The sequence below is a fragment of the Streptomyces virginiae genome, assembly GCF_040638905.1.
Taxonomy (GTDB): domain Bacteria; phylum Actinomycetota; class Actinomycetes; order Streptomycetales; family Streptomycetaceae; genus Streptomyces; species Streptomyces virginiae_B.
Genome location: NZ_JBEZYV010000006.1, coordinates 221064 through 240167, shown reverse-complemented (window position 1 = coordinate 240167; position 19104 = coordinate 221064). Strand labels below are relative to the sequence as shown.

General features: G+C 71.0%; 16 protein-coding genes. 4 read left to right on the top strand and 12 right to left on the bottom strand.

Annotation, left to right across the window (positions count from 1 at the left end; translation table 11 throughout):
* Window positions 1–7 precede the first annotated feature (7 nt).
* Window positions 8–448 carry a DUF948 domain-containing protein gene (locus AB0F82_RS11960; RefSeq protein ID WP_356813177.1) on the bottom strand — a complete coding sequence of 147 codons (441 nt, stop codon included), beginning with the start codon at window positions 446–448 and terminating at the stop codon, window positions 8–10.
* A 161-nt stretch (window positions 449–609) separates the two neighbouring features.
* Here AB0F82_RS11960 and AB0F82_RS11955 point away from each other — a divergent pair, with 161 nt between their 5' ends.
* Window positions 610–2841 (top strand): ATP-binding protein, encoded by a 2232-nt coding sequence (locus tag AB0F82_RS11955; protein WP_362626039.1) that lies wholly within the window; start codon window positions 610–612, stop codon window positions 2839–2841.
* Between the two features lie 94 nt (window positions 2842–2935).
* Here AB0F82_RS11955 and rpsD read toward each other — a convergent pair whose 3' ends face one another.
* Window positions 2936–3547, bottom strand: a complete 612-nt coding sequence (rpsD, locus tag AB0F82_RS11950; protein ID WP_030026606.1) for a 30S ribosomal protein S4 — start codon at window positions 3545–3547, stop codon at window positions 2936–2938.
* Between the two features lie 286 nt (window positions 3548–3833).
* Between rpsD and AB0F82_RS11945 the strand changes: the two genes are divergently transcribed.
* The gene (locus AB0F82_RS11945; RefSeq protein ID WP_362626035.1) at window positions 3834–4514 is read left to right on the top strand and encodes a DUF2470 domain-containing protein; all 681 of its coding nucleotides are present in this window, start codon (window positions 3834–3836) and stop codon (window positions 4512–4514) included.
* Window positions 4515–4606: 92 nt separating this feature from the next.
* Here AB0F82_RS11945 and AB0F82_RS11940 read toward each other — a convergent pair whose 3' ends face one another.
* From AB0F82_RS11940 to AB0F82_RS11925, 4 genes are all read right to left on the bottom strand, one after another.
* Window positions 4607–5965: a replication-associated recombination protein A gene (locus AB0F82_RS11940; protein ID WP_362626032.1), complete on the bottom strand. Its 1359-nt coding sequence runs from the start codon at window positions 5963–5965 to the stop codon at window positions 4607–4609.
* Window positions 5966–6006: 41 nt separating this feature from the next.
* A complete protein-coding gene (locus tag AB0F82_RS11935; RefSeq protein ID WP_356813171.1) occupies window positions 6007–6624 on the bottom strand; it encodes a vitamin K epoxide reductase family protein in 618 nt (205 codons plus the stop codon).
* A gap of 121 nt (window positions 6625–6745) precedes the next feature.
* Complete coding sequence (hisS, locus tag AB0F82_RS11930; RefSeq protein WP_356813170.1) at window positions 6746–7999, bottom strand: histidine--tRNA ligase; 1254 nt, start codon at window positions 7997–7999, stop codon at window positions 6746–6748.
* A 10-nt stretch (window positions 8000–8009) separates the two neighbouring features.
* Window positions 8010–8723 (bottom strand): MBL fold metallo-hydrolase, encoded by a 714-nt coding sequence (locus tag AB0F82_RS11925; RefSeq protein WP_362626028.1) that lies wholly within the window; start codon window positions 8721–8723, stop codon window positions 8010–8012.
* 153 nt (window positions 8724–8876) lie between these two features.
* Here AB0F82_RS11925 and AB0F82_RS11920 point away from each other — a divergent pair, with 153 nt between their 5' ends.
* Window positions 8877–9668 carry a peptidylprolyl isomerase gene (locus tag AB0F82_RS11920; RefSeq protein WP_356813168.1) on the top strand — a complete coding sequence of 264 codons (792 nt, stop codon included), beginning with the start codon at window positions 8877–8879 and terminating at the stop codon, window positions 9666–9668.
* A 187-nt stretch (window positions 9669–9855) separates the two neighbouring features.
* The gene (locus AB0F82_RS11915; RefSeq protein WP_356813167.1) at window positions 9856–11085 is read left to right on the top strand and encodes a DUF349 domain-containing protein; all 1230 of its coding nucleotides are present in this window, start codon (window positions 9856–9858) and stop codon (window positions 11083–11085) included.
* 85 nt (window positions 11086–11170) lie between these two features.
* Here the strand turns inward: AB0F82_RS11915 and AB0F82_RS11910 are convergent, their stop codons facing one another.
* The 6 genes from AB0F82_RS11910 to ruvB form a co-directional block, all read right to left on the bottom strand.
* Window positions 11171–13618 carry a RelA/SpoT family protein gene (locus AB0F82_RS11910; protein ID WP_362626024.1) on the bottom strand — a complete coding sequence of 816 codons (2448 nt, stop codon included), beginning with the start codon at window positions 13616–13618 and terminating at the stop codon, window positions 11171–11173.
* Between the two features lie 192 nt (window positions 13619–13810).
* Entirely contained in the window at window positions 13811–14365 is a 555-nt protein-coding gene (locus AB0F82_RS11905; protein WP_356813165.1) for an adenine phosphoribosyltransferase, read from the bottom strand.
* Window positions 14362–15423, bottom strand: a complete 1062-nt coding sequence (secF, locus tag AB0F82_RS11900; protein WP_362626021.1) for a protein translocase subunit SecF — start codon at window positions 15421–15423, stop codon at window positions 14362–14364. Before secF ends, AB0F82_RS11905 begins: the two co-directional genes overlap by 4 nt.
* A gap of 3 nt (window positions 15424–15426) precedes the next feature.
* A complete protein-coding gene (secD, locus tag AB0F82_RS11895) occupies window positions 15427–17208 on the bottom strand; it encodes a protein translocase subunit SecD (protein WP_356813162.1) in 1782 nt (593 codons plus the stop codon).
* A 153-nt stretch (window positions 17209–17361) separates the two neighbouring features.
* Window positions 17362–17829 (bottom strand): preprotein translocase subunit YajC, encoded by a 468-nt coding sequence (yajC, locus tag AB0F82_RS11890; RefSeq protein WP_356813161.1) that lies wholly within the window; start codon window positions 17827–17829, stop codon window positions 17362–17364.
* A 166-nt stretch (window positions 17830–17995) separates the two neighbouring features.
* On the bottom strand, window positions 17996–19057 hold the full coding sequence (gene ruvB, locus AB0F82_RS11885; protein WP_356813159.1) for a Holliday junction branch migration DNA helicase RuvB: 1062 nt from the start codon (window positions 19055–19057) through the stop codon (window positions 17996–17998).
* Between the last annotated feature and the right edge of the window lie 47 nt (window positions 19058–19104).

Here is a 19104-nt window from a genome sequence, read left to right as displayed (position 1 = left end):
CGGCGTCTCAGTCCTTCTGCTTCCGGCGCCGGGCGGCCGGCACCGTTCGGCCAACGATCACAGTACGGCGGGATGCCTTCGGCGGCACGCCGCCCGGGGCGGCGTCCCCCTTGCCCAGCGCCTTGCGGACGCCGTAGCCGAAGGCCGCGACCTTCACCAGCGGTCCCCCGAAGGCGGTGGCCACGGTGGAGGACAGCGCGGAGGCGTTGGAGGTGACCTCCTGGACGTCGCTCGCGATGGCGTCGACCCGGTCGAGCTGGGTGCGCGCGGAGCGGACGGTGCTGGAGGCGTCGGCCAGGAGCGGTACGGCCTGGTCGGTCACTTCGGACACCAGCTTGGTCGTCGCCCTGAGCACCTGCGCCAGCCGCACCAGGGCGACGGCGAGGAAGGAGATCAGGATGGCCCAGAAGACGGCCACGATGATCCCGGCCACCTCTACACCGGACACGTCACACCGCTCTCTGTCTGTACCCGAACCGCCGGCGGCAGCGATTCCCACAAATGGTCCTCCGACCCTATCGCGCCGGGGATACCCGGCCGTACCCGAATTCGGGGTCGGGACGACGCATCTTGGACGCAGTGCATCCGGACCAGTACGCTCCGTGTCCCATGCGACAGAGACCCCTTCGACATACCGCCCGGGGCAATCTTCCCTCGGAGCTGAGCGGGTTCATCGGGCGGGGTGCCGAACTCGCCGAGGTGGGGCGGCTCCTGGAGGCCTCGCGGCTGGTGACCGTGACCGGTGTGGGCGGGGTGGGCAAGTCCCGGCTGGTGCTCGCGGCGGCCCGGTCGGCCGCCGAGGGGGCGCGGGAGGCCCAGGACCCGCGGGAGGTCCGAGGGGCACAGGAGGCCGAAGAGGCGCATGCGCCGGGGCAGGAACGCTACTGCGACGGCGTCTGGCTGGCCGAGCTGGCCTGCGTACGGGATCCGGCGCTGCTGGAGCTCGCGCTCTCCGAGGCGCTCGGGCTGACCGACCACACCACCCGGCCGCCCCGGACCGTACTGGCCGAGCACCTGGCCGGGAAGCGGCTGCTGCTGGTCCTGGACGGCTTCGAGCAGCTGGTGGACGAGACCGCGGGGCTGGTACGGGAGCTGCTGCTGCGCTCCCCCGGCCTGCGGGTGCTCGCGGCGGGCCGGCGCCCGCTGGACCTGGACGGGGAGCGGACGTTCCCGCTCGCCCCGCCGGTCCCCGAAGAGGCGCTGGCTCTGCTGGCGGCGCGGGCGTCCGCCGCGGACCCGGGCTTCGCGGTGACCGGGGCCGACCGGGCCGAGCTCATGGAGCTGTGCGCGCGCCTCGACGGGATTCCGCTCGCTCTGGAGCTGGCGGCGGGCCGGCTGCGGACGCTGTCCCCGGCGCAGGTGCTGGCCCGGCTGGAGGACCGCTTCGGACTGCTGACGGGCGGTGTGCGCGGGGGCCTGCCGAGGCACCGGACGCTGCGGACGGCCATCGGCTGGAGCCATGAGCTGTGCACTCCGGCGGAGCGGCTGCTGTGGGCGCGGCTGTCGGTGTTCGCGGGGCAGTTCGATCTCGACGCCGCCGAATACGTGTGCGCCGGGCCCGACATGCCGGTGGAGGGCGTCCTCGACCTGGTGGGCGAGCTCCTCGCCCAGTCGCTGCTGGTCCGGGAGGAGACGGCCGCGGGGGTGCGCTTCCGCATGCTGGAGACCGTACGGCTGTACGGGGCGGGCTGGCTGGAGTCGCTGGGCGACGCGGTGCGGCTGCGGCGGCGGCACCGGGACTGGTACATGGGGCTGGCGACCTGGTGCGAGCTGGACTGGTTCAGTCCGCGCCAGCACGAGGTGGCCGCGCTGGTGGAGGCGGAGCTGCCGAACCTCCGGCTCGCCCTGGAGTGCTGTCTGGACGAGCCGGACGAGCTGCACCTGGGCCAGTACCTGGCGGGCACCCTGTGGTTCTACTGGGCGGGCTGCGGGCGCCTGACCGAGGGCCGGCACTGGCTGGACCGGACCCTGGATCCTCCGGGCGGGGCGGTGACGGAGTACGAGAGTTCGCGGCTGAAGGCCCTGTGGGTGCTGGGTTACGTCGCGGCACTGCAGGGCGACGCGACGGCCTCGATGTGCGCGCTGTACGAGTGCCGGGACGGGGCGGCGCGCAGCGGGAACCGGGTGGCGGCGGCGTACGCGGTGCACCGGCTGGGCTGCCTGGCCCTGGTCTCGGACGACATGTCCCGGGCCCGGGAGCTGCTCGGTGAGGCGCTGGAGCAGTACCGGGCGGCCGGGGAGCTGAACAGCAACGTGCTGATGTGCCAGGTGGAGCTGGGGATGGCGCTGGCCTTCCTCGGGGACCTGCCGGGCTCGCTCGCACTGTGCGGGGAGGTCCGGGAGATCTGCGAGGAGCGCGGGGAGCACTGGACGAAGGCCTACGCGCTCTACGTGCTGGCGTACGCGGCCCTGGACGGGGGCGCGACGCAGGAGGCCCGGGGGCTGCTGAGCGAGTGCGTGGAGATCAATCACGCGTTCCACGACCTGGTCGGGCTGGTGCTAGCGCTGGAGCTGCTCGCGCTGGTCACGGTCGCGGAGGGGGAGCCGGCCGAGGCCGCGGTGCTCCAGGGCGCGGCGGAGCCGATGTGGGGCGGGGTGGGGCTGCAGCTGTTCGGCTCGGGGTACTTCAACGCCCCGCGGCTGATGTGCCGGGCGCGGGCGGGCGAGCTGCTGGGCGCCGAGCGGTACGCGGCGTACGCGGCCGAGGGCCGGGAGCTGGGTAGGGAGGCGCTGGTGGTGCGGGCGCTGCGGGGGGCGGCGCCGGTGCCGCGGCCGGCCGAGCGGGGCGGGGTGCCCGGCCCGCGGGTCGCGCGCAGCACGGCGCCGGCGGACCAGCCGTAGGCGGTGTCGTACACCCGGAACGCGGAAAACCCGCCGCCCCATGGAGGGAGCGGCGGGTTTCCACCAGCCTGTGAGGGCTACGCCTGCCGGAAGATCAGCGGGCGTAGTACTCGACGACGAGCTGCTCGTCGCAGATGACCGGGATTTCCTTGCGGTTCGGGTCGCGGTCCAGGCGGAAGGCCAGGGCCTTCAGGTTGACCTGCAGGTAGCGCGGGGTCTCGCCCTCGCCTGCGTAGCCACCCTCACGGGCGACCTGGAACGGAACCTTCTCGCGGCTGCGCTCGCGCACGGTGATGACGTCGTCCGGGCGGACACGGAACGACGGCTTGTCGACCTTGGCGCCGTTGACCTCGATGTGGCCGTGAACGACCATCTGGCGGGCCTGGTAGATCGTGCGGGCGATGCCCGAACGCAGGACCAGGGCGTCGAGACGACGCTCGAGCTCGACGACGAGCGCCTCGCCCGTCTTGCCCTCGGCCTTCTTGGCGCGGTCGTACGCGCGGGCCATCTGGCGCTCGGAGATGTCGTACTGAGCGCGCAGACGCTGCTTCTCCAGCAGACGGACCTTGTAGTCCGAGTTCTGCTTGCGGCCACGGCCGTGCTCGCCCGGCGGGTAGGGGCGGGCCTCGAAGTACTTGACGGCCTTCGGCGTCAGGGCGATGCCGAGGGCGCGAGACTTCTTGACCTTGGGTCGCTTCTGGTTCACGGGGAACCTACCTCCATGTAAGTTAGGTGAGGCTTACCTTAGCGAGGAGGACGTAATGTCTCGACCACATGGGATCCCCCTGCCCAGTGCGCAACGCAGTTCGGATTCAGACGAAACAGAATCCGCTTGCGCCGACGATAAGCAAGGTCAGCCGCGTCCCAGGGAAGGCGTTCGGCAGCTCACCGGAGCCGAACGCGTACGAACCCTCGTAGAGTCCAACGCCTCAGTATCCCTCACACTGATCGGTGCTCGTGACAGTCACGGGTCCGAGGAGTTCGGGACAGGGATGCCGGTCGCGCGGACCGTCACCCCGGACGGGGACGTGATTCTCCTTGTCTCAGGGGAATCCACGGCTGCCAGGGCAGCCGCTCACGCCCAGGACGACGACCTCACCGCCGTGATCGAGATCACGGATGTGGCGCCGGTGTCCGTTCCACATCGTATCCGAGGCCGTGCGTGGCTGGCCGGGTGGCTGACGCCGGTGCGCGGGGACGACCGCGGGGCGTGCGCCGCGCTGCTCGCAGAGCGGCACCCCGTGGGCGAGCTGCTGGGCCTGGGCGAGTCCCTCGACGCCCCTCACGCCGGGCGGCCGGCCTGGATGATGCTGCGCCTGGAGGTCGGCGAGATCACCGTGGACGACCTGTGGGGCGCCGAGCACGTGGACCCCGACGACCTGGCCGCGGCGGAGCCCGACCCGGTGTCCCCGCACGAGGCGGAGCTGCTCCAGCACCTGCACTCCGCCCACGGCGACCGGATCGGCGAGCTGTGCGGGCTGCTCGGCGACCGAGGGGCGCGGGGCATGAGCGCCGTCCCGCTCGCCCTCGACCGCGCCGGCCTGCGCGTCCGCTTCACCGGCGGCGCCTCCACCGGCTCCTTCGACGCCCGCTTCGACTTCCCGGAGCCGGTGAAGGACATCTGCGGCCTGCGCCGGGCGATGGGCACCCTCTTCTCGGCCGCCGCTCACTGAGGGCAGGCGGCCGGAACGTCCTGCAGCGCCGCTTCTCCCGCGCGGTCACGGACAGCCCACCGGACAGCTCGGACAGCCCGGCTCGCCACGCCCTAGCCGCGGTCGGTGCCGCGGAGGCGTTCGCGGACCTTTTCCACCACGTCCGCGTAGCGGGCCTCGGCGCCGTAGCGGGTCGGCTCGTAGTACCGCTTGCCGTGGATCTCGTCCGGGGCGTACTGCTGGGCGGCGATGGCGCCCGGCACGTCGTGCGGGTACACGTACCCCACGGCGTGCCCCAGCTTGGCCGCGCCCTTGTAGTGCCCGTCCCGCAGGTGCGTCGGGACGGAGCCGGCGAGGCCCGCCCGTACGTCGGCCAGCGCCGCGCCGATCGCGGTCGTGGCGGTGTTCGACTTGGGGGCCAGGGCAAGGGCGATGGTGGCGTGCGAGAGGGTCAGCGCGGCCTCCGGGAAGCCGATCATCGCCACGGCCTGGGCCGCGGCCACCGCGAGCGGCAGCGCCGTCGGGTCCGCGAGGCCGATGTCCTCGCTCGCGGAGATCATCAGGCGGCGCGCGATGAACCGGGGGTCCTCGCCGGCCTCGATCATCCGCGCCAGGTAGTGCAGCGCTGCGTCCACGTCGGAACCGCGGATCGACTTGATCAGGGCGCTCGCCACGTCGTAGTGCTGGTCGCCGTCCTTGTCGTAGCGGACCGCCGCCCGGTCGACCGCCTCCTCCAGGGTCCGGAGGGTGATCTCGTCCTCGCCCTTGGCGATGGCCGAGCCGGCCCCCGCCTCCAGTGCGGTCAGCGCGCGCCGGGCGTCGCCGCCTGCGATCCGCAGCAGGTGCGCCTCGGCGTCCTGCGGCAGGGTCACCGCCCCTGCCAGGCCCCGCTCCTCCGTGAGCGCGCGCCGCATCAGGCCGCTCAGGTCGGCGTCGGTCAGCGGCTCCAGCGTGAGCAGCAGCGATCGCGACAGCAGCGGGGAGATGATCGAGAAGTACGGGTTCTCCGTGGTGGCCGCGATCAGCGTCACCCAGCGGTTCTCGACGGCCGGCAGCAGGGAGTCCTGCTGGGCCTTGCTGAAGCGGTGGATCTCGTCGAGGAAGAGGACGGTCTCCTTGCCGTACCCTCCGGCCGCGCGGCGCGCGCCCTCGATGACGGCCCGTACCTCCTTGACGCCCGCGGTGATGGCGGAGAGCTCCACGAAGCGCTTCTGCGTGGCCTGGCTGACCACGTAGGCGAGGGTCGTCTTCCCGATGCCGGGCGGGCCCCAGAGGATCACCGAGGAGGCACCGGCCGGGCCTCCGGCCCCTTCCCCGACCAGTCGCCGCAGCGGTGATCCGGGCTTCAGCAGGTGCTGCTGGCCGACGACCTCGTCCAGGGTGCGCGGGCGCATCCGGACGGCGAGCGGCGAGCTCGCGGGGTCCTTCTCCTGGCGCTCTTCGGCGGCGGCGGTGAACAGGTCTGGTTCCACATGGGAAGCCTAAGCGAGCCCACCGACAACGCCGGCCGCCGTCAGGAGGTCCAGAAGTCCCACCAGCGGGTCAGGACCAGCATGCCGATGATCCCGATGTGCAGGACCGGCAGCACCCAGGTGAACTCCTCGAAGAAGCCCTTCAGCCAGCCCGGGGCCGGCAGCAGCCCGGCGCGGACGTTGTGGGAGGTGACGTACCAGAACATCAGGATCGTGGCGACCCACGCCAGGGAGCACCACAGGCACAGCGCGTTGATGTTGTAGAGCGACTGGTAGGTGAGCCAGGCGCAGAAGACGACCCCGAAGAGCGTGCCGGCGTTGAAGGTGAGCCAGTACCAGGCGCGGAACCGGGCGCCGGCCAGGATGCTCATGCCGACGCAGATCACGATGCCGTAGGCGACCAGGCCCAGCATGGGGTTCGGGAAGCCGAAGACGGCCGCCTGGTCGCTCTTCATGATGTTGCCGCAGGAGACGACCGGGTTGAGGCTGCAGCCCGGTGTGAAGTTCGGGTCCTCCAGCAGCTTGAACTTGTCGATCGTGATCACCCAGGCGGCGAGCAGGCCCGCGGCCCCCGTGATCACCAGCAGCAGGGCCAGCGCCCGGCTCGCCCCGAAGGCCGGCCCCCGGGCGGTCTCCGCGTCCGTATCCCGTGTCGTCATACCGCCCGCTCCACATCTGCCAGGTGATCAAGCACGGGCCATTGTGCCGTACGAGCCTGTGAACGGACGGGGCCGGGGAAAGATCCCCGGCCCCGTCCTCAGGCGTTCGCTGCCGCCGCCGTCAGGCGAGGCGCGCCTGGACCGTGTCGATCAGCTCGCCGACGGGCACGGCCGTCTGGTCCCCGGACTCCATGTCCTTGAGCTGGACGACCCCCTCGGCGAGGTCGCGGTCGCCCGCGACGATCGCGAAGCGGGCACCGCTGCGGTTCGCGTCCTTCATGGCGCCCTTGAGGCCCTTGCCGCCGTACGACATGTCCGCCGCGACGCCCGCCTTGCGCAGCTGCGTCACGAGCCCGAACACGGTCGCCTTGGCCTCGCCCAGTGCCACGGCGAACACGGAGGTCGACGCGGGGATGTCGAGTTCGACGCCCTCCTTCTCCAGCGCGAGGACCGTGCGGTCCACGCCGAGCGCCCAGCCGACCGACGGCAGGGCCGGTCCGCCGATCATCTCGGACAGGCCGTCGTAGCGGCCGCCGCCGCCGACCGCGATGCCCAGGCCGTCGTGGACGAACTCGAAGGTGGTGCGGGTGTAGTAGTCCAGGCCGCGCACCAGCTTGTCGTCGTCCTCGAAGGCGACGCCGGCCGCGGTCACCAGGACCCGGACCTGCTCGTGGTACGCCTTGCAGGCGTCGCACAGGTAGTCGCGCAGCACCGGGGCGCCGACGAGCTGCTTCTGGACGTCGGCCCGCTTGTCGTCGAGCACGCGCAGCGGGTTGATCTCGGCGCGGCGCATGGTCTCCGCGTCGAGGTCGAGGCCTCGCAGGAAGGACTGCAAGGCCTCCCGGTACACGGGGCGGCACTCCTTGTCGCCGAGCGAGTTCAGCAGGATCCGGAAGTCGCGCAGGCCGAGCGAGCGGTACGCCTGGTCGGCCAGGATGATCAGCTCGGCGTCCAGCGCGGGGTCCTCGGCGCCGATCGCCTCGGCACCGACCTGCGAGAAGTGGCGGTAGCGGCCCGCCTGCGGCTTCTCGTAGCGGTAGTACGAGCCGGAGTACCAGAGCTTGACCGGCAGGTTGCCCTTCTTGTGCAGGCTCGCCTCCAGGGCGGCGCGCAGCACGGAGGCGGTTCCCTCGGGGCGCAGGGCGAGCTGGTCGCCGCCCTTGGTCTCGAAGGCGTACATCTCCTTGGAGACGATGTCGGTGGACTCGCCTACGCCGCGGGCGAAGAGGCCCACGTCCTCGAAGCCGGGGGTCTCGATGTAGCCGTAGCCGGAGTTGCGGAGCGGGGCCGCGATGGCCTCGCGTACCGCCAGGTACTTCACGGAGACCGGCGGGATCAGGTCGTACGTGCCCTTGGGGGCCTGAAAAGTAGCCACGAAGCTTTCGTCACATTCCTCGTCGTGGAGCGGCTGTCGGGTCCGCTGCCAGGCCGGCGGCGACCTCCCGCAGGTACGGGTTGGTCGCGCGCTCGCGGCCGATGGTGGTCTGGGGACCGTGGCCGGACAGCACCACGGTCGTGTCGTCGAGCGGCAGGCACACGCGGGCCAGCGAATCGAGCATTTCGGCGTGGGAGCCGCCCGGCAGGTCGGTTCGTCCGATGGAGCCGGCGAAGAGCAGATCGCCCGAGAAGAAGACCGGCGGGACGTCGGCCAGCTCGGGCATCCGGAAGGTCACCGACCCCTTGGTATGGCCCGGCGCGTGCGCCACGGAGAAGTCCATTCCGGCCAATCTCAGGGCGGCGCCGTCGGCCAGCTCGCGGACGTCGTCGGGCTCCCCCACGGTCAGCTCGCCCATGAGGGGCATCCCGATGGACCGGCCGAGGGCCTTCTCCGGGTCGCTCATCATGTAGCGGTCCTCGGGGTGGATCCAGGCCGGTACGTCGTGTGCTCCGCACACCGGGACCACCGAGGCCACATGATCGATGTGGCCGTGGGTCAGGACGACCGCGACGGGCTTGAGCCGATGCTTCCTCAGCGTCTCCTCGACACCCTGGGCGGCCTGGTGGCCCGGGTCGATGATGACGCACTCCTCGCCGGCGGCGGGGGCGACCACGTAGCAGTTGGTGCCCCAGGCGCCTGCGGGGAACCCGGCAATCAGCACGTTCGTCCTCAATCGTCGTCGGCGGGAGGGTGCAGGTCGTCAATCCTGCTGCTCAGAGCCTACCGGCGCCGCTCATTACACAGCGAACCCATATACGGTACGGCCTATCCCAGCCCGGACAGCAGTATCAGACACGTACAAGGAGACGACCCGGTGGTCACGAGCGATCAGCGGCGGCGACAGCTCGCCAGGGAGAAGTACGAGCGCCAGCAGAAGCGCCGCGCCGAGGCCCGGAAGAAGACGCGCCAGCGGGCGGCGGTGATCGGCGCGGTGGTCGCCGTGGTGATCGCGACGCTGGTGGGCCTGATCGTGGGCGGTGTCTTCGACAAGGACAAGAAGGACCAGGCCGCGGACCCGGCGGCGAACCCGTCGGCCTCGGCGACCGCGCCCGAGCCGAAGCAGTCCCCTTCGCCGGAGATGGCGATCGACCAGAAGGGGAAGTACACCTTCGCGCTGAAGACCAGCGCGGGTGACATCAACTTCGCGATGGACGCGGCGAAGACCCCGCAGACGGTGAACTCGTTCAAGTCGCTCGCCGACAAGGGCTACTTCGACAACACCAAGTGCCACCGGCTGACGGCCGGGGGGATCTTCGTGCTCCAGTGCGGCGACCCCGAGGGCACCGGCCGCGGCGGCCCGGGCTACAACATCCCGGACGAGAACCTGGACTCGCTGGGCAAGGCCAACGAGCAGGGCCAGGTGATCTACCCGGCCGGCACGGTGGCCATGGCCAACACCGGCCGGCCCGGCTCGGGCGGCAGCCAGTTCTTCCTGGTCTACAAGGACAGCCCGCTGGCGCCGACGTACACGCCGTTCGGCAAGATCGACGCGGCAGGCCTGAAGGTCCTGGAGGAGATCGCCAAGGCCGGCACGGTCGACGGCGGCCAGGACGGTGCGCCGAAGAACGATGTCAAGATCGAGAAGGGCACGGTCACCCAGAACTGACGGGGTGAGCGACCCACGGGCCGGCCGGCCCGCCCTCTGCGCCGATATTCCGTCGTGCGGGATGCGGACAGCCGGCCCGGCGGTCGCCTATGTTGGCGTTGTGCAGGGCGGGCGCTGCCCGCCCCAGGAAACTGTGGACGATGCCCAGGGGGTGAACCCCTCGCAGGCATCAGGTGGAGGAGGCGCTGTGAGCAGCGACCCGTGGGGCCGAGTCGACGAGACGGGCACCGTGTACGTGCGTACTTCCGATGGCGAGCAGGTCGTCGGTTCGTGGCAGGCGGGCACCCCTGAGGAGGCTCTGGCCTACTTCGAGCGCAAGTACGAGGGCCTGGTGGTCGAGATCGGCCTCCTCGAAAAGCGGGTGCGGACCACTGATCTGTCCGCCAAGGACGCCCAGACGGCGATCGACCACCTGCGCACGCAGGTCGACGAGCACCACGCCGTGGGCGACCTGGACGCCCTGCGCGTGCGTCTGGACAAGCTGGTCGAGACCGTGGAGTCCCGGCGCGAGGAGCGCAAGGCCCAGAAGGCCAAGCAGGCGGACGAGGCCCGGGCGGCCAAGGACGCGCTGGTCGCCGAGGCCGAGCAGCTGGCGCAGAGCGATCAGTGGCGCAGTGCCGGCGAGCGCCTGCGCGCCCTGGTGGACATCTGGAAGGGCCTGCCGCGCCTGGACCGCAAGTCGGACGACGAGCTGTGGCACCGGTTCTCGCACGCCCGTTCCGCCTTCTCCAAGCGCCGCAAGGCGCACTTCGCCTCGCTGGACGCGCAGCGTGAGGACGCCCGCAAGGTCAAGGAGAAGCTGGTCTCGGAGGCCGAGTCGCTGTCGAAGTCGACCGACTGGGGTCCGACGGCCGCCCGCTACCGCGAGCTGATGGCGGACTGGAAGGCGGCGGGCCGGGCGCAGCGCGAGGCCGAGGACGATCTGTGGAACCGTTTCCGCGGTGCGCAGGACGTGTTCTTCGCGGCCCGCAGCGAGGTGTTCGCGGAGCGTGACGCCGAGCAGACCGAGAACCTGAAGCTCAAGGAGGAGCTGGCCGACGAGGCCGAGAAGCTCGTACCCGTGACGGACCTGAAGGCGGCCCGTGCCGCGTTCCGCTCGCTCAACGAGCGCTGGGAGGCCGTCGGCCACGTGCCGCGCGACGCCCGGCCCAAGGTAGAAGGCCGGATGCACGCGGTGGAGCGCGCCATCCAGGAGGCCGAGGAGGGCGAGTGGCGCCGTACGAACCCGGAGGCGCGGGCCCGTGCGGCCGGTCTGACCGGTCAGCTCCAGGCGGCGGTCGACAAGCTGCGCGGGCAGATCGACGCGGCGCGCGCGGCGGGCAACAACGCCAAGGCCGACAAGCTGTCGCGTGAGCTGGAGGGCCGCCAGGCCCTGCTGGACCAGGCGCTGAAGGGCCTGGAGGAGTTCGGCGGCTGATATCCCGCCACCGACGAGGGCCCCGGTACGCGTTCCGTGTACCGGGGCCCTTCGTCATGCGGGCTGCGGCCCGGGGAGGGTGCCCCTACGGCCGGCGGGCCGAGGTCACGCGGTAGACGTCGTAGACGCCCTCCACGCCCCGGACGGCCTTCAGGACGTGGCCCAGGTGCTTGGGGTCGCCCATCTCGAAGGTGAACCGGGAGGTGGCCACCCGGTCGCGGGAGGTCTGCACCGCCGCCGACAGGATGTTGACGTGCTGGTCGGAGAGGACCCGGGTGACGTCCGACAGCAGCCGGGACCGGTCCAGCGCCTCGACCTGGATGGCGACCAGGAAGACCGAGGACTGGGTGGGCGCCCACTCGACCTCCAGCATCCTTTCGGGCTGCTGGGAGAGGGAGTCGACGTTGACGCAGTCCGCGCGGTGAACCGATACGCCACTGCCGCGCGTGACGAACCCGATGATCGGGTCGCCGGGCACCGGGGTGCAGCAGCGGGCGAGCTTGACCCACACGTCGTCGACGCCCTTGACGACCACACCCGGGTCGGCGTTGCTGCGCCGCTTGCCGCGGGTCCGCGCGGGCATCGATTCCTCGATGTCCTCGTTGGCGGCCTCCTCGCCGCCGAGGGCCGCGACCAGCTTCTGTACGACGCCCTGCGCGGCCACGTGGCCCTCGCCGATCGCCGCGTACAGGGAGGAGATGTCCGGGTAGCGCATCTCGTGCGCGAGGGTCACGAGCGAGTCGCCGGTCAGGATCCGCTGGATCGGCAGGTTCTGCTTGCGCATGGCCCGCGCGATGGCGTCCTTGCCGTGCTCGATGGCCTCGTCGCGGCGTTCCTTGGAGAACCAGGCGCGGATCTTGTTCCGGGCCCGCGGGGACTTGACGAAGCCCAGCCAGTCGCGGGACGGTCCCGCCCCCTCGGCCTTCGAGGTGAAGACCTCGACCAGGTCGCCGTTGTCTAGGGTCGACTCCAGCGGGACGAGGCGGCCGTTGACGCGGGCCCCTATCGTCCGGTGGCCGACCTCGGTGTGGACGGCGTACGCGAAGTCCACCGGGGTGGCACCGGCGGGCAGCGCGATGACATCGCCCTTGGGGGTGAAGACGAAGACCTCGTTGCGCGAGAGGTCGAAGCGCAGCGAGTCGAGGAACTCGCCCGGGTCCTCGGTCTCCTTCTGCCAGTCCAGCAGCTGGCGCAGCCACGCCATGTCGTTGACGGTGTCCTGGCCGGCGCTGCCCTTGGCGGCCTGGGGGACGTCGGTGCGGACCTTGGAGGTGCCCGCGACGGTCTGCTGCTTGTACTTCCAGTGCGCGGCGATGCCGTACTCGGCGCGGCGGTGCATGTCGAAGGTGCGGATCTGCAGTTCGACGGGCTTGCCGCTGGGCCCGATGACCGTCGTGTGGAGCGACTGGTACATGTTGAACTTGGGCATCGCGATGTAGTCCTTGAACCGGCCCGGGACCGGGTTCCACCGCGCGTGCACCGTGCCGAGGGCCGCGTAGCAGTCGCGGACGGTGTCGACGAGGACGCGGATGCCCACCAGGTCGTAGATCTCCGCGAAGTCACGGCCGCGGACGATCATCTTCTGGTAGACGCTGTAGTAGTGCTTGGGGCGGCCCGTCACGGTGGCCTTGATCCGGGCGGCTCTGAGGTCCACCTGGACCTCGTCCGTGACGAGGGCGAGGTACTCGTCGCGCTTGGGTGCGCGCTCGGCGACCAGGCGCACGATCTCGTCGTACATCTTGGGGTAGAGGATCGCGAAGGAGAGGTCCTCCAGCTCCCACTTGATCGTGTTCATGCCCAGCCGATGCGCCAGCGGGGCGTAGATCTCAAGGGTCTCGCGGGCCTTCTTCTCCTGCTTCTCCCGCTTGAGGTAGCGCATCGTGCGCATGTTGTGCAGCCGGTCGGCGAGCTTGATGACCAGGACGCGCGGGTCCTTCGCCATGGCCACGACCATCTTGCGGACGGTCTCCGCCTGGGCCGCCTCGCCGAACTTCACCCGGTCGAGCTTGGTGACGCCGTCGACGAGCAGCGCCACGGCGTCGCCGAAGTCGCGGCGCAGGTCCTCCAGGCCGTACTCGGTGTCCTCGACGGTGTCGTGCAGCAGGCCGGCCATGAGGGTGGCCGGGTCCATGCCGAGCTCGGCGAGGATGGTCGTGACCGCGAGCGGGTGGGTGATGTACGGGTCGCCGCTCTTGCGCTTCTGGCCGCGGTGCCAGCGCTCGGCCACCTGGTAGGCCTGTTCGAGCTGGCGCAGCGTCGACGTCTCGATCTTCGGGTCGTTGCTGCGGACTATGCGGAGCAGTGGCTCCAGTACCGGGTTGTACGGGTTCGAACGCTGCACGCCGAGGCGGGCCAGGCGGGCGCGCACCCGGTTGGAGGACGCGGCCGACTTCGCTGGCGCGGGCTTGACCGGCGCCGGCTTCGGGGCGGGCTCGGCCGGCGGGGCCGGCGGGGGCGTGGCAGCGGCCGCCGTGGCCTGCTCGGCCTGCGGGTCGGGCTGCGCGGCGGAGATTGGCTGGACCTCGTCTGGCAAGAGCGCTCCTCACGGGGGTCCCCCCGGACGGAGTCAGGGGGTGGGTCCGGTGCCCGTGTCCGGTCCGGATAACCCATCGTAGCGAGGGTTGGGTCACCCCGTTCGCCGAGCCTGCCGCAACGGCCCGCGCACGCGAACGGCGGGCACCCGGGAGATTTCCGGATGCCCGCCGTCACGTACGCGTGGGCGCGGTCAGACCACGATCAGCGCGTCCAGCGGAGCCCCTGCCAGGGCCGCGGCCAGCTTGGCCCGGCCCGGGAGGAAGGACAGCTCCATCAGGACCGCCACGCCGGCGACCTCGGCCCCGGCCCGCCGGATCAGCGAGAGGGAGGCCTGCGCCGTGCCGCCGGTGGCGAGCACGTCGTCGATGACCATGACCCGGTCGCCGGCCGCCAGGTCCTCGGCGTGGACCTCGATCTCCGCCGTGCCGTACTCCAGCTCGTACGACTGCGCGAGCGTCGCGCCCGGCAGCTTGCCGGCCTTGCGCACCGGCACGAAGCCGATCCCGGCCTGCACCGCCACCGGGGCCGCGAGGATGAACCCGCGCGCCTCCAGCCCGACGATCTTCGTCGCGCCGTACTGCCCGGCCAGCTCCACGAGCGCGCCGGTCAGCGCGCCGAACGCCTCGGGGTCCGCCAGCAGCGGGGTGATGTCCTTGAACATCACGCCCGGCTTCGGGTAGTCCGCCACGTCCTTGATGCGGCTGAGCAGGAGGGTCCGTACGTCGTCGGACAGCTGAGCGGTCAACGCCGCCGCCCCGGCTGCTGCCGGCCCTGCGAGACGACCTGCGGCTCGTCGTCGGAGCCGTGGGTGTCGTCCGCGGACTCGCCCTTGGCCGCGGCGGACGCGCGCTTGGCGAGCACCCGCTTCCTCAGCGCCTTCATCGCCGGCTCGCGCTCCTTGAGGTCCACGACCAGCGGGGTCGCGATGAAGATCGAGGAGTACGCACCGGCCGCGAGGCCGACGAACAGCGACAGCGAGATGTCGTTCAGCATGCCGGCGCCCAGGAAGCCGCCGCCGATGAACAGCAGGGCCGCGACCGGCAGCAGCGCCACGACCGTGGTGTTGATCGAACGGACCAGGGTGCCGTTGATGCTGCGGTTGGCGATCTCGCTGAAGGTGTAGCGGGTCTGCTTGGTGATGTCCTTCGAGCCCTCCTTCAGACCGTCGAAGACGACGACGGTGTCGTAGAGGGAGTAACCGAGGATGGTCAGCAGACCGATGACGGTGCCCGGGGTGACCTCGAAGCCGACGAGCGCGTACACGCCGACGGTGATGGTGAGGTCGTGGATCAGGGCGATCAGCGCGGCGACGGCCATGCGCCATTCGAAGGCGATGGCGAGGTAGATCACCACGAGGACCATGAAGACGCCGAGGCCGGTCCAGGCCTTGTTCGCGATCTGCTCGCCCCAGCTGGGGCCGACCAGGTCGGCGTTGATGTCGGCCTCGGTGACCTTGAGGTCGGTGGCCAGTTCCTTCTTCACGTCGGCGGCGGCGGCGGTGTCCAGACCGGAGATCTGGATGCGCATGCCGCCGGTGCCGAGCTCCTGGACGATCGCGTCGTGGCCGGAGGCCTCCTCCGCGGCCTCCGTCGCCTTGGCGACCGAGACGGCCGTCTTCGGGGTGGTGAAGACCGCTCCGCCCTTGAACTCGATGCCCATGTTCAGGCCCTGTACGGCCAGGGCCACGATCGCCGTGATGGTGATCAGGATGGAAACGCCGTACCAGAGAAAGCGCTTGCCGACGAAGTCGTAGCCGACCTCACCGCGGTACAGCTTGGCGCCGAGATCTCCCAGCTTCGACATCTCTCACGCCTCCTTTGCTTCGACGGGGGCGGGGGCGCCGGCGGTACGGCGGGAGCTGCGCAGCGGGGGCTTGGCGCCCAGCCGCTTCGGGTCCAGCCCGGACCACGGGTGACCGCTGGAGAAGAACTTCGTACGCGCCAGCAGCGTCATCACGGGCTTGGTGAAGAGGAACACCACGACCACGTCGAGCAGGGTGGTCAGACCCAGCGTGAAGGCGAAGCCCTGCACCTTGCCGACGGTGACGATGAACAGCACCGCGGCGGCGAGGAACGACACGAAGTCGGAGACCAGGATCGTGCGGCGGGCACGCGGCCAGGCGCGCTCGACGGCCGGACGCAGGGTGCGGCCCTCGCGGATCTCGTCGCGGATGCGCTCGAAGTACACGATGAACGAGTCCGCGGTGATACCGATGGCGACGATCGCACCGCAGACGGCCGGCAGGTTCAGCGCGAAGCCGATGCCCTTCCCGAGCAGCGCCATGATCGTGTAGGTCAGGATCGCGGAGACCAGGAGGCTGACGATCGCGATGAAGGCCAGGCCGCGGTAGTAGACCAGCAGGTAGACGACCACGAGCAGGAGGCCGATCGCACCGGCGATCAGGCCGGCCCGCAGCTGCTCGCCGCCGAGCGCGGCGGTGACGGTGGTGACGCTGTCCTCCTGGAAGGACAGCGGCAGGGCGCCGTACGAGAGCATGTTGCCCAGGTCCTGCGCGGACTGCTGGTCGAAGCCGCCGGAGATCTGCGCGTTGCCGCCGGTGATCGCCGTGCTGACGGACGGGTCGGAGATGACGTCGCCGTCGAGGACGATCGCGAACTGGTTCTGCGGCATCTGCTTCGCCGCCAGCTCGCCGGTGACCTTGGCGAAGGCGTCCGCGCCGTGGTCGTTGAAGTTCATCGTGACGATCCACTGACCCGACTGCGGGTCGATCTCGCCCTTGGCGCTCTTCACGTCCTTGCCCTCGACCGCGGCGGGGCCGAGGAGCCACTTGCCCCACTGCTCACCGCGCTGGCCGCAGGCGAGCGTCGGGTCGGTGGGCTTGACGCCCTTGCCCACGTCCGCGCGCTGCGCCTCGTTCGTGCAGTCGAGCGCGGCGAACTTGGCCTGCAGGTCCGCGGCGGCCGGATCTGGCGCGGGGGCGCTCGCGGACGGCGACGGGGCCGCCTTGTCGTCTGCCTTCTTCGACTCGCTCGCCGACGGCGTGGGAGTGGGCGCGTTCGGGGCCTTGAGGCCCTCGCTGAGCGCGCGGCCCTGGGAAGTGGCGCTGGACGACGGGGTGGCGGACGGGGTGGTCTTGTTCCCGTCCTGGGCCTTGGGAGCGCCGGAGCCGCTCGCGGAGGGGCTCGGGCTCTGGGTGCCCTCGGGAGCGGCGGGGGCGCCGTCCGCGAACGCGATGACCGGGCGGAAGTAGAGCTGGGCGGTGGTGCCGACCTGCTCGCGCGCCTGCTTCTCGTTCATCCCCTTGGGGATGTTGACGATGATGTGGTCGCGTCCCTGCGTCTGGACCTCGGCCTCGGAGACGCCGAGTCCGTTGACGCGGCGCTCGATGATGCCGACCGCCGTGTTCATGTTGGTCTCGTTGACGGCGTTCTCTTTGCCGGGCTCGCTCTTGGCCTTGAGCGTGATGCTCGTGCCGCCGGCGAGGTCGATGCCCAGCCGGGGAGTCGTCTGCTTGGAGATGAACATCCCCGCGGTGAGCGCCACCATCGCGATCAGGATGATCGCCAGGGCGCGCCCCGGCCTCCCCTGAGCCCCCGTGGGCCGCCGGCCCTTCTTCGGTGCTGCCACCTTGTCGTTTCTCCCTGTCCAACCGCCCCGCGCCGGGTCAGCGCGCGGACGGCCACGAAATGTGTGGTGGGGACCCCTGCCCCCCGCAGAAGTGTCACTGACGGGGACCGCGCCGACCGCCGGTCGGGCGCCCGCACGGTCCCCGGCCGCGCGCTACTTCGCGCCGGCCTCGCCGTCGGTCTTGCCGTCCTTGGGCTCGTCGTCGCCCGTGGACTGATCCTTCTTGCCCAGGTCCAGCTTCGGCGCCTCGTCCTCGCCCTTGCCGAGGTCCGTCTTCGGGGCCTCGGTGAGGGACGACGCGTCGTCCGGGACGGCCGGGGTGTCGGTCGTCACGTCGTCGATGCCGTGGACGATGCGGTTGTACTCCGCGTCCTCCAGGACGGCGCCGATGGCGTTCTTCGCGTAGATCGCGTGGACACCGGGAGCCACCTCGAGGGTGACCGTGTCGTCGCCGATCTCCTTCACCGTGGCGTACATGCCGCCGATGGTGCGGACGCCCGTGCCGGGCGTCATCTGGTCGCGCATCTGCGCGGCCTGCTGCTGCTTCTTCTTCGCGGAGCGGGTCATCAGGAACATCGCCGCGATGATCGCGATGAACGGGAGGAGTGTCACGAGATTCACGGGACGGAAATCCTTCGCACGACCGCACGCGGACGGCGGCCTTTTCTACGGGGGGTGGGCACGCCGACCCGAAGGGTCGGCATCGGCGGAGTCTAGGCGAGTCCGCACCGATGGAACAACGCCCAGCATGGCACCGCAGTTCCTGAGGGGGCGAACCTCCGCGCCGTCAGGCCCCGAACAGGCCCTGTTGCCCCGTTGATCCACTTCCGCCGTGCTGCGGCGCGACAAGCCCCAGGTGAGCCCATGCGGCGGGGGTCGCGACCCGCCCCCTGGGGGTACGGGCGAGCAGGCCTTCGCGGACCAGGAAGGGTTCCGCGACCTCCTCCACGGTCTCCCGTTCCTCCCCCACCGCCACGGCGAGGGTCGACAGCCCGACGGGCCCGCCGCCGAACAGCTTGAGGAGAGCCTCCAGAACGGCGCGATCCAGTCGGTCGAGCCCGCGGGCGTCCACCTCGTACACCTGGAGGGCGGTGGCGGCCACCTCGCGGTTGATCACACCGTCCGCCCGGACCTGGGCGTAGTCGCGCACGCGGCGCAGCAGCCGGTTGGCGATGCGCGGGGTGCCGCGGGAGCGCCCGGCGATCTCGGCGGCGCCGTCGGTGTCGATCTCCACGTCGAGGAGGCGGGCGGAGCGGTGGATGACGCGTTCCAGCTCCTCGGGCGCGTAGAACTCCATGTGGCCGGTGAACCCGAAGCGGTCCCGCAGCGGCGGGGGCAGCAGTCCGGCCCGGGTGGTGGCGCCGACCAGGGTGAAGGGCGGCAACTCCAGCGGGATCGCGGTGGCCCCGGGCCCCTTGCCGACGATCACGTCGACGCGGAAGTCCTCCATGGCCATGTAGAGCATCTCCTCGGCGGGCCGGGACATGCGGTGGATCTCGTCGAGGAAGAGGACCTCGCCCTCCTGGAGGGAGGAGAGGATGGCGGCGAGGTCGCCGGCGTGCTGGATGGCGGGGCCGGAGGTGATCCGGATGGGCGCCCCCATCTCGGCCGCGATGATCATCGAGAGGGTGGTCTTGCCGAGTCCGGGCGCGCCGGACAGCAGGACGTGGTCCGCGGTGGCCCCGCGCTGCCTGGCCGCCTTCAGGACCAGGTCCAGCTGCTGGCGGACCTTCTCCTGGCCGACGAACTCCCCGAGGTCCTTGGGGCGCAGGGCCGCCTCGACGGCGGTGTCCTCCCCGTCGGCGGCGGCCGCCACGATCCGGTCGTCGCTCTCGTCGTCCCAGTTCACGGTGTTCAGTCTGCCTTCTACGTCGTTGCGTTGGTCGACCCGGGCCC